Annotated in this window: 18 protein-coding genes and 1 tRNA gene; 14 read left to right on the forward strand and 5 right to left on the reverse strand. The window is 68.3% G+C overall.

Going from position 1 to position 13,972, the window contains the following annotated elements; all coding sequences use genetic code 11:
- Position 1: 1 nt before the first annotated feature.
- The 6 genes from ACLJT4_RS39680 to ACLJT4_RS39705 all read left to right on the forward strand — a co-directional run bounded on the left by ACLJT4_RS39680 (position 2) and on the right by ACLJT4_RS39705 (position 5,322).
- Complete coding sequence (locus tag ACLJT4_RS39680; RefSeq protein ID WP_411129918.1) at positions 2-1,108, forward strand: hypothetical protein; 1,107 nt, start codon at positions 2-4, stop codon at positions 1,106-1,108.
- Positions 1,108-2,100, forward strand: coding sequence for a hypothetical protein (locus ACLJT4_RS39685; RefSeq protein WP_411129919.1), 993 nt, complete (start codon positions 1,108-1,110; stop codon positions 2,098-2,100). The genes ACLJT4_RS39680 and ACLJT4_RS39685 overlap by 1 nt, the downstream gene beginning before the upstream one ends.
- A 15-nt stretch (positions 2,101-2,115) precedes the next feature.
- Positions 2,116-3,711: a phage tail protein gene (locus tag ACLJT4_RS39690; RefSeq protein WP_411129920.1), complete on the forward strand. Its 1,596-nt coding sequence runs from the start codon at positions 2,116-2,118 to the stop codon at positions 3,709-3,711.
- A gap of 68 nt (positions 3,712-3,779) precedes the next feature.
- A complete protein-coding gene (locus tag ACLJT4_RS39695; RefSeq protein WP_411129921.1) occupies positions 3,780-4,646 on the forward strand; it encodes a peptidoglycan-binding protein in 867 nt (288 codons plus the stop codon).
- A 74-nt stretch (positions 4,647-4,720) separates the two neighbouring features.
- Entirely contained in the window at positions 4,721-4,984 is a 264-nt protein-coding gene (locus ACLJT4_RS39700) for a hypothetical protein (protein WP_411129922.1), read from the forward strand.
- The gene (locus tag ACLJT4_RS39705) at positions 4,981-5,322 is read left to right on the forward strand and encodes a hypothetical protein (RefSeq protein ID WP_411129923.1); all 342 of its coding nucleotides are present in this window, start codon (positions 4,981-4,983) and stop codon (positions 5,320-5,322) included. Before ACLJT4_RS39700 ends, ACLJT4_RS39705 begins: the two co-directional genes overlap by 4 nt.
- A 131-nt stretch (positions 5,323-5,453) precedes the next feature.
- On the opposite strand, the gene ACLJT4_RS39710 is transcribed toward ACLJT4_RS39705, so the two are convergent.
- Genes ACLJT4_RS39710 through ACLJT4_RS39720 form a run of 3 tightly spaced genes read right to left on the reverse strand, consistent with a single transcriptional unit; the run spans position 5,454 to position 6,378 of the window.
- Positions 5,454-5,789 (reverse strand): hypothetical protein, encoded by a 336-nt coding sequence (locus ACLJT4_RS39710; protein WP_411129924.1) that lies wholly within the window; start codon positions 5,787-5,789, stop codon positions 5,454-5,456.
- The gene (locus tag ACLJT4_RS39715; RefSeq protein ID WP_411129925.1) at positions 5,786-5,986 is read right to left on the reverse strand and encodes a hypothetical protein; all 201 of its coding nucleotides are present in this window, start codon (positions 5,984-5,986) and stop codon (positions 5,786-5,788) included. The genes ACLJT4_RS39710 and ACLJT4_RS39715 overlap by 4 nt, the downstream gene beginning before the upstream one ends.
- The gene (locus tag ACLJT4_RS39720) at positions 5,983-6,378 is read right to left on the reverse strand and encodes an ATP-binding protein (RefSeq protein WP_411129926.1); all 396 of its coding nucleotides are present in this window, start codon (positions 6,376-6,378) and stop codon (positions 5,983-5,985) included. Before ACLJT4_RS39720 ends, ACLJT4_RS39715 begins: the two co-directional genes overlap by 4 nt.
- Positions 6,379-6,654: 276 nt before the next feature.
- Between ACLJT4_RS39720 and ACLJT4_RS39725 the strand changes: the two genes are divergently transcribed.
- The 6 genes from ACLJT4_RS39725 (at position 6,655) to ACLJT4_RS39750 (ending at position 10,946) form a co-directional block, all read left to right on the forward strand.
- Positions 6,655-7,506: a helix-turn-helix domain-containing protein gene (locus ACLJT4_RS39725; protein WP_411129927.1), complete on the forward strand. Its 852-nt coding sequence runs from the start codon at positions 6,655-6,657 to the stop codon at positions 7,504-7,506.
- An 11-nt stretch (positions 7,507-7,517) separates the two neighbouring features.
- Positions 7,518-7,712 carry a DUF397 domain-containing protein gene (locus tag ACLJT4_RS39730; protein WP_411129928.1) on the forward strand — a complete coding sequence of 65 codons (195 nt, stop codon included), beginning with the start codon at positions 7,518-7,520 and terminating at the stop codon, positions 7,710-7,712.
- Between the two features lie 306 nt (positions 7,713-8,018).
- Positions 8,019-8,417, forward strand: coding sequence for a hypothetical protein (locus ACLJT4_RS39735; protein ID WP_411129929.1), 399 nt, complete (start codon positions 8,019-8,021; stop codon positions 8,415-8,417).
- Between the two features lie 93 nt (positions 8,418-8,510).
- Complete coding sequence (tgmA, locus tag ACLJT4_RS39740) at positions 8,511-8,807, forward strand: putative ATP-grasp-modified RiPP (RefSeq protein WP_411129930.1); 297 nt, start codon at positions 8,511-8,513, stop codon at positions 8,805-8,807.
- 7 nt (positions 8,808-8,814) lie between these two features.
- Entirely contained in the window at positions 8,815-9,780 is a 966-nt protein-coding gene (tgmB, locus tag ACLJT4_RS39745; RefSeq protein WP_411129931.1) for an ATP-grasp ribosomal peptide maturase, read from the forward strand.
- Positions 9,777-10,946 (forward strand): methyltransferase domain-containing protein, encoded by a 1,170-nt coding sequence (locus ACLJT4_RS39750; RefSeq protein ID WP_411129932.1) that lies wholly within the window; start codon positions 9,777-9,779, stop codon positions 10,944-10,946. The genes tgmB and ACLJT4_RS39750 overlap by 4 nt, the downstream gene beginning before the upstream one ends.
- A 127-nt stretch (positions 10,947-11,073) precedes the next feature.
- Here ACLJT4_RS39750 and ACLJT4_RS39755 read toward each other — a convergent pair.
- Both ACLJT4_RS39755 and ACLJT4_RS39760 read right to left on the reverse strand, forming a co-directional pair.
- A tRNA-Lys gene (locus ACLJT4_RS39755) sits at positions 11,074-11,146 on the reverse strand.
- 72 nt (positions 11,147-11,218) lie between these two features.
- A complete protein-coding gene (locus tag ACLJT4_RS39760) occupies positions 11,219-11,467 on the reverse strand; it encodes an integrase (protein ID WP_411129933.1) in 249 nt (82 codons plus the stop codon).
- Between the two features lie 83 nt (positions 11,468-11,550).
- Here ACLJT4_RS39760 and ACLJT4_RS39765 point away from each other — a divergent pair, with 83 nt between their 5' ends.
- A complete protein-coding gene (locus ACLJT4_RS39765; RefSeq protein WP_411129934.1) occupies positions 11,551-12,267 on the forward strand; it encodes a hypothetical protein in 717 nt (238 codons plus the stop codon).
- A partial coding sequence (gene xerC, locus ACLJT4_RS39770; protein WP_411129935.1) for a tyrosine recombinase XerC occupies positions 12,264-13,972 on the forward strand: 1,709 nt, incomplete at its 3' end. The genes ACLJT4_RS39765 and xerC, both read left to right, overlap by 4 nt.

Consider the following 13,972-nt stretch of genomic DNA (forward strand, 5'->3'; position numbering starts at 1 on the left):
GGTGCAGGTGCTCTCTCCCCCGTACCGGCTGCTGCTGTGCGACCTGCGCAGCGATCAAGTCCTCGACGCACTGCCCGTGCAGCAGCTCAGCCTCGACGATTACATCGGCAAGGCCGGTGCCATGTCCGGCACCATCCCCATACCGAACGCGTCGATCGCCGCTCGTGCCCGTGCTGCGATCGTCCCCGGGCGCACCGCGGTATGGCTCGAACGCGGGCGCGAAATCTGGTGGGGCGGCGTGCTGTGGACTGCCTCGCTCGCCTCGGACTCCCGAGGGTTCCTCGGCGTACAGGTTCAGGCCGGCACGTGGGATACGTACCTGTCGCACCGGCTGCTGTACGACTCGCTCACCGCAACCGCGACCGATCAGTTCGACATCGCCCGAGGCTTGATCGACTACGTACAGAACACCCGCGGCGGCGACATCGGCATCGAGTACGACACCGCCGTTTCGGGAGTGCTGCGCGACCGCACGTACAGCCGCTACGACCTGCCCGCCGTGCGTGACCTGATCGACCAACTTGGCGCCGTCGAGGGCGGGTTCGAGTGGCGTATCGCCTCGTACCGCGACACCAACGGGCGCCGCATTAAGCGGCTGCAACTCGGTACCCCGACGATCCGTACCGGGCACAGCGAGATCGTCCTCGACCACCCCGGGCCAATCCTGTCGTACACGTGGCCCATCGACGCCACCGTGCGCGCGAACGCGTGGCAGAGCCGCGGCGCCTCCGACAACGACAACCAAGCGGCCGACAGCGTGCCGAAAATGAGCGCGCTCCAGCTCGCCACACAGGACATCACCGACGGGTGGCCCCGCCTCGACGGCAGCAGCGACTACACGACCGTTTCCGAGCAAGCCACCCTCGACGCCCACGCCGCGGCCGATCTCGCCGCCGCACGCGCCGGCACCGAGATTCCCGAGGTCACGGTCGACATGTCCCGGGCGCTCGTCTCGCCGGCGCTGCTCGGCTCAACCGTGCGGCTGCGTATCCGCGACCTGTGGCACCCCGAGACCCTCAACGCCCGCTATCGCGTGGTCGGTCTGGCCATATCCCCACCCGAGCGCGGCCGGTCTGAGTCGGCCCGCCTGTACTTGGAGGCCGCTTAGTGGCTGCTGTACCGCAGGACCTGCTCGACCGCGTCCGCGCGCTCGAACGGCAGGTGCGCGAGCTCACCGGCCGCGCGCAGATCCGGCCGGCGCTGAACCGCATCAATCACGGTCGGGTGACCATCGCCGAGGGCGGCTCGCTTGAGGTCCTCGCCCCCGACGGGACCGGCCTGTTCGGCGTCGGTCAACTCGGCTCGTACTGGAATCATCCCGACGGCTCCCCGCAACAGGGTCTGATGATGCAGCGTGAGGACGGATCGACCGCCTTCACCATCCGAGCCAGTCCGACCGCAGGGGCCGGCGGCGCCCTCACACAGGCAGTCAGCATCTGGGACCGGTCCGGACACATCGTCATGGGCGACGACACCACCTCGGGCCGCGGCGTCGGCTCGCCGGCGCTCCCCATGCCGTTTCAGAAGCTGCCCGCGGGTGGCGAGCCCATCGAGACGAGCACCTTTCAGAACACGTGGTTCGCCAGCATCCAGGCGCACAACCCCGTCGCCGTCGTGCAACTGGAGTTCGCCGCGGCCCCGGGCGCCACGGCCGAGGTACAGGTGCAGTACCGGCTCGGCAGCGAAACGAACTGGACGAACGTCGGCACCGACACCGTCAGCGCCGCGGCGTCCGCATCCTCTCCGGTCTACAAGACGACGTGGTTCACGTGGCCACTGGACCGGGCCGAGTTCGAGCAAGCCGTGTTCGTACGCATCCAGGCCCGCCAGAAGTCCGGCAGCGGCGGCGCACTGTGCAACTGCCTCGGCGGATACACCCGCCGCACGTACGGGCCCTCGGAGATTCCCGAGCCTCCGCGCTCGACGCTCGCCGCCGCGCGCACCCTGCGTGCCGTCGCCGATGAGGCCGGCCCCGGCGAGGGCATCGCCCCGCCGCACGTGCCCCCGCCGTTCCCCGCGCCGGCCCCGTTCTCCGAGGCCGAGCAGCCCGCGCCGCCGTCGCCGACGCCCGAGCCGGGCCTGCACCCCATCGACGAGTAAGGAGGCACCGAGCACGTGCTGCCCGAGTCCATCCCCACCGTGACCATCACCGGCCGATTCCTCTCCCCCGACGGCCGGCCCCTGTCCGGCAGCGTGACCTTTCGCGCGCCGGCGCAGATCACCTTTCCCGACGCCGACGTGATCCTCGGCGGCCCCGTCGTCGCGCAGCTCGACGCGCAGGGACAGATCAGCGCGACCCTGCCCGCCACCGACGCCCCGAACATGGACCCGGCGGGTTGGTCGTACGCGGTTGCCGAGCAGCTCGTCGGCATCCCGACCGGCCGCTCGTACAACGTCCTGCTGCCGGCCGCGCAGCCGCTCGTCGACCTCGCCGACATCGCGCCCACCGACCCGAGCAAGCCCAACTACATTCCCGTTGTCGGCCCCGAGGGGCCGCGCGGCCCCGCCGGGCCGAGCGCGTACGAGGTCGCCGTCGCCGGCGGATTCAGCGGCACCCCTGCCGACTGGCTCGCGAGCCTCGTCGGCCCCCGGGGTGCGACCGGTGCCACTGGTGCGCAGGGCGTACAGGGAGTGCCAGGCAAGGACGGGAGGGACGGCGCCGCCGGTACGCCCGGCGCCCCGGGCCTCGTGCAGTCCGTCAACGGGCACGCCGAGGCCGAGGTCACTCTCACCGCGGCCGACGTCGGCGCCCTGCCAACCACCGCGGCCGGCGCAGCGAACGGGGTCGCCACCCTGGGGGCAGATGGGAAGGTGCCCGCGGCGCAGCTCCCGACGAGCTCGGGCGGCGGCGCCGTGACGTCGGTCAACACCAAGACGGGCGCCGTGGTACTCACCGCGTCGGATGTCGGCGCGCTCGACCAGAGCGCCGCCGACGCGCGGTACGTCCAGCCGTCCGACATCCCCGTGCGTTCCGTGGCCGGGAAGACTGGCGCCGTCACGCTCGCCGCCAGCGACGTCAGCGCGCTCGCCGCTACGGCCCGCGGTGCGGCGAACGGCGTCGCGAGCCTGGATGGTTCGACACGTCTACCCATCACACAGCTACCGGCCGCGGTCACCAAGAACGCGTGGACGCCGCAGAGCCTCGGCTTTCAGGCATGGTCATGTGACCCCGCCCATGTCTCGAACCCGACCGCCATCAAGGCCGCCGTACTCCAGCGCGTCTACTTCGCAGGGATGAACATCACGGAGCCGACGCAGGTAAACCGGGTCGTGATCTTCGCGCGCGGTTGGGCGGGTTCCTCCGATGTCCCCGCCGCGCGGTTCTACGCCGGCATCTACAACGAGGCGGGAAGCAGGGTCGCCACCTCGGGGCAGGTATCGAGCCTCCCCGCGGCCGGACAGATCGCAGGGACCGCACCGGGCGCCGTGAACAACCACATCGGCGCCGTCCCCGTGCCACTGACCGCAACCGCCACCCTGCAACCGGGCCGCTACTGGGGCGCGTTCCTGCTCTCCGCCGGCAGCGCCACGGATTTCTACTACATGCACATACAGAACGAGTCGCCCTCGGCGCCGGCCAACTTCTTTCTCGGCACCGCCTTTCAACGCGCGTGGTGCCTCAACTCGCAGTCCTCGCTACCGGCCACGGTCAACCAAGCAACCGGCGAGGTCGGCCTCGACCCGGCAATCATGGCGCTCGCCATGGTCTGACCCTCCCCTCAACCGCACGCCCCCGGCAGACGCCACGGGGCGTTTTTTCATGTCTGGAGACACCCACCATGGCAACCCCTCTGACCGCCGATCGTCTCGTCGCCGCACTGCGCGCCGAGGGAGTCAAGGTCATCGAGTACGGGAAGTGGCGCACCCACAACCGCGCCGGACACGGCGCGTGGGGCCCGCTCAACGGCGTGATGATCCACCACACCGTGACCAGCGGTACCGACGCGTCGGTACGCATCTGCTACGACGGTTACGCCGCTCTGCCCGGGCCGCTGTGTCACGGCGTGATCGCCAAGAATGGCGACGTTTACCTCGTCGGCAACGGCCGAGCCAATCACGCCGGCCGCGGCGACGACGACGTGCTCGCCGCGGTCGTGGCCGAGCGCAAGCTGCCCGCCACCAACGAGAACAACGTCGACGGCAACGCGCACTTCTACGGCTTCGAGTGCGTCAACCTCGGCAACGGCGCCGACCCGTGGCCGGCCGAGCAGCTCGACGCCATCGAGCGCGTATCCGCGGCGATCTGCCGCGCGCACGGATGGAACGCCGCGAGCGTCATCGGACACAAGGAGTGGACGAACACCAAGGTCGACCCGCGCGGTTTCTCCATGACCACCATGCGCGAACGCGTCGACCGCCGGCTCGGCACCAAGCCGGGCAAGCCCGTCCCCGCCCCGAAGTTCGAGCCGTTCCCGGGCGCCGACTTCTTCAAGAGCTATCCGCGCTCGCCCATCGTGACCGCCATGGGCCGCCGCCTCGTCGCCGAGCGCTGCTCGGCCTACGCGTCCGGCCCGGGCCCGCAGTGGACCACAGCCGACCGCAACAGCTTCCGCAAGTGGCAGAAGAAGCTCGGCGACGCCCCGCAGTTCTGCGACGGATGGCCCGGGCGCAAGCAGTGGGACGCGCTCAAGGTCCCCAAGGTCTGACCCCACCCCGCGCCCGCCCGCACTCCCGCGGGCGGGCGCCCTTGTCCCCACCCTGTGGAAAGAGGTACTGCCCCATGACCGACGCCGCCCGCCGCACGATCCGCACCGTTGTGCAGACCGTGCTCGGCCTCGCCGCCGGACTCCCTCTGATCATCGACGCCGCGGGCATCCCGCAGACCGCGGCCGGCGTAGGTGTCGCCCTCGCCGTCGCCGGCGGACTCACGCGCGTGATGGCGCTGCCAGTCGTCGAGAACCTGCTGCCCGCTTGGCTGCGCGCCGACCGGAACAGCGACGACGAGTTGCTCGCCCTGTACCGGAAGGATGACCGCACCGAGTGACTGCTGCGACGACCGGCGTCGACCCGATCGACGCCCTTGTGCTCTGGTCCGGCGTCGTCGTCGCGATCTCGGGCGCCCTCGCCCTCGTATGGCGCGCGACCCGCTCGTTCCGCCGGATCGGCGGAAAGGTCGAGGACTTCGTCGACGACTGGCAGGGCACCGAACCACGCCCCGGCGTACCCGCGCGCCCCGGCGTCATGAGCCGACTCGGCGCCATAGAGGACCGCCTCGCCCGCGTCGAGCACGAGCTGCACCCCAACAGCGGCGCGAGCCTGCGCGACGCCGTCGACCGAGTCGACGAGCGCACCCGGCAGATCATCGACACCGACGACTCATAGAACGCACTGCGCCCCCTGCTCACCGGCCTCGCGCCGGTGAGCAGGGGGCGCTCTTTTGCGTTGCAGCACGAGGGGGCCCTCGACGAGGTGAATCGTCGAGGGCCCCCTCTGGGGTTCACCGGACCGGACGCCTAAGCGGCCACCGACCCGGGAGTTCCCCCCTGTCCGCACTCCGCCCCCACGTTGGGAGACGACAAGAGGCGGATGCGGTGGCGTAAGGGCGCGCGACGTTCATCGCGCGCGTGTCGGCGCCGAGCCTGCTCGCCCTGCGCGGTGCGAATCGTCACCGTCACCGGGTCGCGCCAGCAGTAACAGCGATACGAGAAGCCCTCTTTGTCGAGCGGCAAAGGAGTCTCGGCGCGGTGCGGCCCCGGGATCAACGCCCAGACGATGAACAGGCCGAGTAGGGCCACACAGACGCAGATGATCACGAATCCGAGGGCGGCGCGTTGCGAACCGTCCATCATTCAGCCACCTCCCCGCGCAGCGCGCGATCGATTGATTTCACGCCGAGGATTTCGGCGAGGTCGTACACGAGGCGTCGGGCGCGCTCCTCGGACAGTTCCTCGAACCCGCCCGCCTTGCGGAAGTGGAGCCGCACCCCCGGGCCGCTCGCGCGCCCCACGTACACGGGTTCCTCGTCTGGTTTGGTCTCGTTCGTCATGCGGCGACCGCCCCGACCGCCCGCTCATCGAGGGCAAACCAGATCCGCTTGTGGGACGGGTCGCCGTCCGCCGGCCACGTCACGCCCCAGTCGGCGGACAGGCACTGTACGAGCAGGAGGCCACGCCCCCGCTCCTCGTCGCTGTGGAAGTCGTGCACAGCGGTTGCCGGTCGCTTCTCCCACTCGTCATCCCAGACGGCGACCGAGACCCGTCCCGGCCGCAGGGTGACGTCGAGGTACACCAGGCGCGTGACGGTGTGAATGCGCACGTTCGTGACTACTTCGCTGACGCAGATACGTGCGTCGTCAACGAGGTTGGGGTGTCCGGTCGCGAGAAGCAGCGTCGTGACGAGATCCCGCATGATCTTGGGGGCGTGGTCCGAGTTCGGCATGACGAACCGGATCGCTGAGGTTCTGAGTGGTGGTGCTGACCTGCTCATGTCGATGTCTCCCAACGTGACGTGAGCTCCGGCTGCACTGCCATCCGTGGCTATGGCCATCCCCCGGGGCACCCTCAACGGGCGCGCAGATGGCTGCACTTCGGGTCTTCCCGGCGTACTGCGCGGTGCTGTCAGGACCATAGAGCAGATGGGATCAACATAGCTACCCCCTTGGGAGCAATATTGATCCGGTGGACCCGCTTCACCCCAACGGGGCAGACTGGCGTCATGCCACCAAGGACAGTGACAACTGCGCGTCAGCGTCGGCTCGGCGCCGAGCTGCGGAAGATGCGAGAGTCCGCCGGCCTGAACGCGCGGGAGGCTGCTGCACTCCTCGGGATCGACCACACCAAGATCAGCCACATGGAGACGGCACGGACCGGCGTCGGTTCCGACCGGCTGCGCGCCCTCGCGAACAGTTACGGCTGCACCAATGAGCCGTACTTGCAGGCGCTGCTCGCCATGGCCGCGGAGCGCGAACGTGGTTGGTGGGAGGAATATCGCGGAATCCTTCCCGCAGGATTCCTTGACCTGACAGAGCTTGAAGCCAAGGCAAAACATCTACGCACATACCAAATCGCGCACTTGCCGGGACTCACACAAACCGAGGGTTACGCGCGAGCAGTTTTCGAGTTCACCTTTCCTCGCCTTGATGACGAACATGTCGAGGCGAGAATCGAGCACCGAATGAAACGGGCACGAATCCTCGAACGCAAGGACGGCCCACAATTCAGCGCCGTGGTACACGAGGCCGCCCTCAGAATGAGATTCGGCGGAGCCAAGATGGCGCGAGCGCAGCTTGAACACCTGCTCGCCCTATCCGAGCGCCCCAACTGCACAATCCGCGTACTGACTTTCGATGCCGACGGTTTCGCAGGCTCCGGGCAGGCGGTACTACTCGCCCGGGGCGACGTGCCTCAGCTCGACACCGTGCACCTCGACTTTGCGCACGGTGCGGCGTTCCTCGACGCTGCGGCGCAGCTCAACGCCTACCGGGATCTGCTATCTGAGATGGAATCCCGTAGCCTGGACATCGCAGAGTCGCGAGACCTCATTAGAGAAATCGCGCATAAGTTGTGAAAGGGCAGAAAATGCCAGAAACCGAGTGGCAGCGATCTTCGTTCTGCGGCGGGGGCGGGAACAACTGTATCGAGACCCTGCCACAGGACGGCGTGATCCTCATCCGGGAGAGTCAGGCGCCCACAGACGTCATCAGGGCGACCCCGGAACAGCTCGCCGCCTTCATTCGAGGTGTCAAGGCCGGCGAATACGATCACCTGATCTGACTGCCCACCCCACAGCAGCCCCCGGAGAGCCCCTGCGGCCCCGGGGGCTGCTGCGCATATGCCAAACAGTCGCGCGTCAACATAGATACCGCATCACTGTTGCTCCCACCGGCTGCGTGGCGCTACGGTCACGGTGCGTCGCAGTTCCGGGGCCGATCCCTGGACCAGACCGGTACCCAACTGCGCCGTAACTCTCCCTGCTCTGACTCCGGTTGGGAGAGACCCCCCGAAGGTTGCCCCCTCCGTTGTTGAACGTCTGGCACATGGAGGGGGGAACCACTCCGTCGCTTCAGGAGGGCCGCCGAAATGACCGAACGGCCCCTCGTGGACTGCTCATTGTGTGGTTGCTGGGTCGATCTGCACACGGTGCGCGTCCGCTCGTTCTGGCGTGCGACGGAGGCCGACGACACCCTGCGCTACTACGAGCAAACGGTGTGCCGAGACCTGACCGCCTGCTTTGCGCGAGCGTCGGATGCCGACCGTTGGCAGCGCGTCGGCGCTCTTGTCCCGGGAGGAGTAGAGCCAACCTCCGGCGCCATGCTCTACCGCTGCATGTTGTGCGACGTCGCGGCATCTGCCGATGACGTGATCTGCGCGCGCACGCAGGATGAAGCCGGCTGGTTCTCAGAGGTCTTCTGCCGTGACGACTTGGCGTGCGACCGCCGGCAACGGCGGTGCCGACGAATCGAGCCGCCCGCACGCTAACCCTCAGACCATCGCCCCCGCGCCGACAGGATGGCTCCCCCGGCGCGGGGGCGGTGCACCAAATCCCGCCAGCTTCGACAGTAAGGAATCCCGATGCATCCCATCGCACACCCGCGCGAAGCCTTCCCCCTGGCCCCCGAGGGCGGCCGTATCCCGCACAGCAGCGAGCAGCCGTCCGGCACCAACACCCGCCCGTGGATTCTTCGTTACGCGATGCTCCCCGACTCGCAGCAGGCCGTCGCGCTTCCCGCCGCCCTGTACGACGAGGACCGGCAGATTTCCGTCGGCGTCGACACCGACCTGCTTCCGTTCATGCAGACGCACTCCCCCACGATCCCGGACGGCAGCACGACCAACCCCCCGCCGCTCGACGAGGGTACGAAGGACTGAGGCCGATATGCCGACTGTCCTCGTCATCGCCGCCCGCGACGACTGGCCTACCGACCGCGTCGTCAAAACCCTGGATGACCGCGGGGCGACTGTCTTCCGGATGGACGCAGCAGAGTTCCCCGGAGAGGCCGGCCTCTCCGCTCGCATCGATGACTCGCACGCGTGGGCCGGCGGCGTCGTCACCTCACACCGCGCGCTCGACCTCGCCGACGTCAGCGCCTGCTACTTCCGCGCGCCGAATCCCTTCCGTTTCCCCGAGGGCATGTCCGATGCCGAACGGCGGTTCGCCGCCGCACAGGCCCGGGCGGGGTTCGGTGGCGTCCTGACCGCGCTGGACTGCCGATGGGTCAGCCACCCCTCGGCCATGTCCCGCGCGGAGTACAAGCCTTACCAACTCGCCGCGGCCCGCGAGTGTGGCCTCGCCATCCCCCCGACCCTGATCACCAACCGGGCCGATGCCGTCAAGGCGTTCGCCGGCGAGATCCCCGGGCCGATCATCTGTAAGCCCGTCGCGAGCCCCGTGTTCATCGAGGGCGGGCAGCTCAAGACCGTCTACACGCGAGTTCTCACCGAGGACGACCTCGGCGACTTCACCGGCGTCGAGACGACCGCTCACCTGTTCCAAGCGTGGGTGGACAAGGCGTACGAGGTACGCCTGACCATGGTCGGCGACCGACCGTTCGCGGCCGAGGTCCACTCGGACACCAAGGCCGGATACACGGACTGGCGCAGCGATTACAAGTCGCTCACCTACAAGCCGACCGAAGCGCCGACGGACGTCGTCGAGAAGGTTCGGGCGCTGATGCGCCGGCTTGAACTGCGTTTCGGAGCGCTTGACTTCGTCGTCTCGCCCGCCGGCGAATGGACGTTCTTGGAGGTGAACCCTTGCGGGCAATGGGACTGGATACAACACGCCACCGGGCACCCCATCGCCGAAGGCATCGCCGACGAACTTCTAGGAGCCACCGAGTGAGCACAACCCCTCTCGACATCGCCGGCCCGCACCTGGCCGCCCTGGTCGAGCAGCTGAAGAAGGCCGAGGCCATCCGGTCCGCACGATGGGCCGAGGCTTTCGCCGCCGTACCGCGGCACGTCTTCGTGCCGTCCTGGTACGAGATGGAGACGAACGACAAGGGCATCTCGGTATGGCGGATGCAGCACCCCATGCAAGAGGGCAATCTGCCGAAGGTCTACCGCGACATCACCCTCGTGACCGCACTCGACCCCAACACCGCCGAGAAGGTCGACACCGACGCGTGGACCGGCGTACCCACCTCGTCCAGCACCCTGCCAAGCCTCATGGCGGGAATGCTGGAGGACCTGCACGTTCAGGACGGGCACCGCGTACTCGAAATCGGGACCGGCACCGGCTACAACGCCGCGCTACTCTGCGCCCGCCTCGGCGAACACCTCGTGCACACGGTCGACATCGACCCCCAACTCGTCATGGCTGCGCAGAACCGCCTCGCAGAGATCGGCTACGAACCGCAGCTCGTTCCCGGCGATGGTCAGGCCGGCTACCCCACAGGCGAGCGATTCGACCGCATCATCGCCACGTGCTCAGTGCCTCGCCACCTGCCAGCCGCATGGATCGAGCAGACGAACCCCGACGGGATCATCGTCGCCGACATCGCCCTCGGCATCGAGGGCGGACTCGTCCGGGTGGCCGTCGACAGTGACGGGCGAGCGTACGGGCACTTCACCGCGACATCCGGCCGGTTCATGGCCGCCCGGACCGACGCAAGCACCTACCCGGTACAGGAACGGGCGCCGTACGCCGCGGAGACCGAGACCCGCCCCACCACGGTCACGGCCTCGGACATCCGGGCCAACTACCCCTTCCGTCTGCTGCTCGCGCTCGAACTGCCCGACTCTGAGATCGTCTACAACAGCGCCGACGACGGCACCATGTCGCTCCAGTTCCAAAGGCCCAACGGCACGTGGGCCCGGTCACCGCTCGCCGGCGACGCCACGGTGACGTACGGCGGCGAGGCCGATCTCTGGCAGACGGTCGAGGCCGCATGGCAATGGTGGAACGAGCAGGGCCGCCCGGCGCACGACCGGTTCGGGTATGCCCGTGAGCCCGAAGGGGCTGCGCGCGTCTGGCACATCCCCACCGGGCGGCGCTGGAACCTCTGACCGCGCACGCCTCACGATTCCGCCCGCCGGCGCCTGGGGCCCGGCGGGCGGAGCCGAGCCGCCCGCCGGCGGACGCCACATAACAAAGCTGAGCCCCGTTCTCGACGAGAACGGGGCTCAGTAGCGGTAGGCCGTGTGGGACTTGAACCCACAACCCACAGATTAAAAGTCTGCCGCTCTGCCAATTGAGCTAACGGCCCGCCGCGCCCAGCATAGCGGGCGCGCCCCCGAGGAGTATCGCCGGCCGCGTCGCGTCGGAAACGTGACCCGCCTTACGCCGCCTCCACCCGACCGTTCGCGTCTTCCTCATGCACGACGCCGAGGTGCCTGTGCAGGTCGTAGCGCGACACGGTGTAGCGCCGGCCGTGTCGCAGAACTCGGACCGGGTACGCCTCCCGCTTGGCCATGTCGTACCCGCGAGTCCGGCCGATGCCGAGTGCCCGGTTCGCTGTCTCTAGCGGGACGACTACCGGAAGGGTCATGAGTTCCTCGTGCGTCATCTCGTGGTCGGTCTGCGCCATGCTCCACCCCTTCTTGTGTCAGCGGAGATCCAACGTACCTAGACCACGTGACACAGTGCAATATGAATCGCTAAGGTGTCGATATGCATCATCACGAAACGCAGAGCGACGTCGTCGCCGAGCAGATGCGCAAGCATCGCGCGAGGCTCGGACTCACCCGAGAACAGCTCGCCGAGGAGTGCGCCCGGCTCGGTGCGCCCGATCTGACATACGGAGCACTCACCAACATCGAGACCGGCCGACGCAACAAGGAAGGCAAGCGCCGACGCGCGATCAGTGTCGACGAGCTGCTCGTGCTCGGCCTCGCCCTTGCCGTCCCGCCTCTGCTTCTTGTGCTCCCTTTGGGGGGCGAGGAGACCATTCCCACGGTGCCCGCGGCCGAGCCGCGAGACCCGTACACCGTGTGGAAATGGTTCACCGGGGAGGAAACGCCGACGCTGGCCGGCCCAGTCGACGGCCGCCACTACGCCGACGCCCGCCCCATTGGAGAGGACGGGCCGAAATGGTCCGCCGCATGGGGCGCCGCGGCGTATCCCGCCTCGTTGTATCCCGAGTTTGACCGACGACGCCTCGCCGTCATCAAGGCGCACCGCCTCACAACGAACGCCGCCCCGGCCCGCGCGCCCGAGTATCAGCGCGATTACGCCGAGCGGCTCGACGACCTCGCGCACGTCATCAACGACATGACCCGAGCAGGTCTCACCGTCCCCGCCGTACAACGCGAGTGGCTCGACGACCTCGCCGCACTCGGCACGATCGACGCTCCCGAGGCGCTCACCACAATGCAGGAGGGCACGTGAAGGGCTCCACGTACAGACGCTGCGCCTGCCGCATACCCGGCACACGTCAGCAATACGGCGCGTCATGCCCGAAGTTGAAGAACAAGCGCCATGGCTCGTGGAACGTCAAGCAGGAGCTACCGGCCGACGCCGACGGCACCCGCCGTTCGTTCCGCCGCGGCAGCTACCCCACGCAGAAGGACGCGCAGGGCGACCTCGACAAGGTGCGCGCCTTGCTCGGCATCCCGGGGGAGAACGACACCCGCGCGCAGCAGGCGCTCGGCGACCTGCTCGCCAAGGTTTCCGCCGACAAGGCCGGCATTCCGACCGTCGACGAGGTCAAGCGGCGCATTCGGTCCAAGCGCAGCGTTACCGAAGAACTCACCCTCGGGGACATGCTCGACGAGTACATGACTGCACGCCGTGCGCTCCGCACGACTACCCGCAACGGATACGAGTCGCACATACGCGCGCACCTCAAGCCGCACGGCGGTCACCTAGTCGTCGACGACCGGCTCGGCGTAGGCGACATGACAGAGCTGTTCGACGCAATCGAGGATCACGCCGAGGTCGTCGCCGCCGAGAACCAAGCCAGGCACGAGCAGGTAGCGCGCTGCAAGGCGAGCCGTCCCGGCCGGCCGAGCGAGGCCGAGCGCGCCCGGATCGCTGCCGAGAAAGCGAAGCTCGCCGAGATGCCGCCGTTCCGGAAGGTGACCGGACCCGGCGGAATCCAGAGCATTCGCCGGACGCTGCGCGCAGCGTTGAACTGGGCCATCGTGCAGCAGATCATCACCTTCAATCCGGCGAAGTATGTCGAGCTCACCGCGGCGCCGCGGCCTAAGCCCCTGCTGTGGACCGAGGCTCGCGTGAAGCAGTGGCGCGAGACCGGGATCGTTCCGGGCGTCGTCATGGTGTGGACCCCGGAGCAGTACGGCGAGTTTCTCGACGCCGCCGAGGCGTACGACGCTGCCCACGATGACGACGAGCTGTACCACTCGATCTTTCACGTCATGGGGCACCGCGGCCTGCGGCGAGGCGAGGCGGTCGGGCAGGATTGGACGAACCTCGACCTCGACGAGGCCACCATCACGCCCGCGTCGGAACTCGTCGTAGACGGCTGGGCGCCCTACGAGAGCCCGCCCAAGACCGAGGGCAGCGCGGACACCATCTCGCTCGACTACGCGAGCATTGCCGCGCTGAGGCGCCGTCAGGCACGGCAGCAGGCACAGAAGGCCGCCCACATCGCACAGGGGAAGGTGTGGCACGAGACCGGGAAAGTGTGGACCGAGGCTGACGGATCTTGGCTGCACCCGCAGAAGGTCAGCAAGACGTTCGAGCGCATCCTCGCGATGACCGAGCTACCGCCGATCAATCTGCGGGACCTGCGGCACGTGGCTGCGTCGCTCGTCTACCACGAGGCGCGCGACATCTTCGCCGTAAAGGTCACGCTGCGGCACTCCACGATCAAGCTCGCCGGCGACACGTACACCTCGCTGTTTGCCGAGCTCGACCGGGAACTCGCCGACGGGGTCGCGAACCTGGTCCCCCGCCACCGCGCCCGCCCGTCCGGTCTCACCTCGGTCTCACCAGCCGCTCGACGGCATGGCAAAACCCGACCGGGAATCACCAGTCGGGTTACCGAACATGCAGGTCAGAGCGATATGCGCGAGGGTTCCGGGACTCGGCTCGGCCGAGCGGCTACTCGACAGAATTCGATTAAAAGTCC

Source organism: Streptomyces sp. x-19 (assembly GCF_046549115.1).
In the GTDB taxonomy this organism is placed as follows: domain Bacteria; phylum Actinomycetota; class Actinomycetes; order Streptomycetales; family Streptomycetaceae; genus Streptomyces; species Streptomyces albulus_C.

Bases quoted from the DNA above. Each gene is read 5' to 3' on its own strand.
- ACLJT4_RS39760 (WP_411129933.1), bottom strand. From the start codon at position 11,467: ATGGCGCAGACCGACCACGAGATGACGCACGAGGAACTCATGACCCTT.
- ACLJT4_RS39730 (WP_411129928.1), top strand. From the start codon at position 7,518: ATGCCAGAAACCGAGTGGCAGCGATCTTCGTTCTGCGGCGGGGGCGGG.
- ACLJT4_RS39720 (WP_411129926.1), bottom strand. From the start codon at position 6,378: ATGCCGAACTCGGACCACGCCCCCAAGATCATGCGGGATCTCGTCACG.
- ACLJT4_RS39715 (WP_411129925.1), bottom strand. From the start codon at position 5,986: ATGACGAACGAGACCAAACCAGACGAGGAACCCGTGTACGTGGGGCGC.
- ACLJT4_RS39725 (WP_411129927.1), top strand. From the start codon at position 6,655: ATGCCACCAAGGACAGTGACAACTGCGCGTCAGCGTCGGCTCGGCGCC.
- tgmA (WP_411129930.1), top strand. From the start codon at position 8,511: ATGCATCCCATCGCACACCCGCGCGAAGCCTTCCCCCTGGCCCCCGAG.
- ACLJT4_RS39700 (WP_411129922.1), top strand. From the start codon at position 4,721: ATGACCGACGCCGCCCGCCGCACGATCCGCACCGTTGTGCAGACCGTG.
- ACLJT4_RS39765 (WP_411129934.1), top strand. From the start codon at position 11,551: ATGCATCATCACGAAACGCAGAGCGACGTCGTCGCCGAGCAGATGCGC.
- ACLJT4_RS39710 (WP_411129924.1), bottom strand. From the start codon at position 5,789: ATGATGGACGGTTCGCAACGCGCCGCCCTCGGATTCGTGATCATCTGC.
- tgmB (WP_411129931.1), top strand. From the start codon at position 8,815: ATGCCGACTGTCCTCGTCATCGCCGCCCGCGACGACTGGCCTACCGAC.
- ACLJT4_RS39695 (WP_411129921.1), top strand. From the start codon at position 3,780: ATGGCAACCCCTCTGACCGCCGATCGTCTCGTCGCCGCACTGCGCGCC.
- ACLJT4_RS39735 (WP_411129929.1), top strand. From the start codon at position 8,019: ATGACCGAACGGCCCCTCGTGGACTGCTCATTGTGTGGTTGCTGGGTC.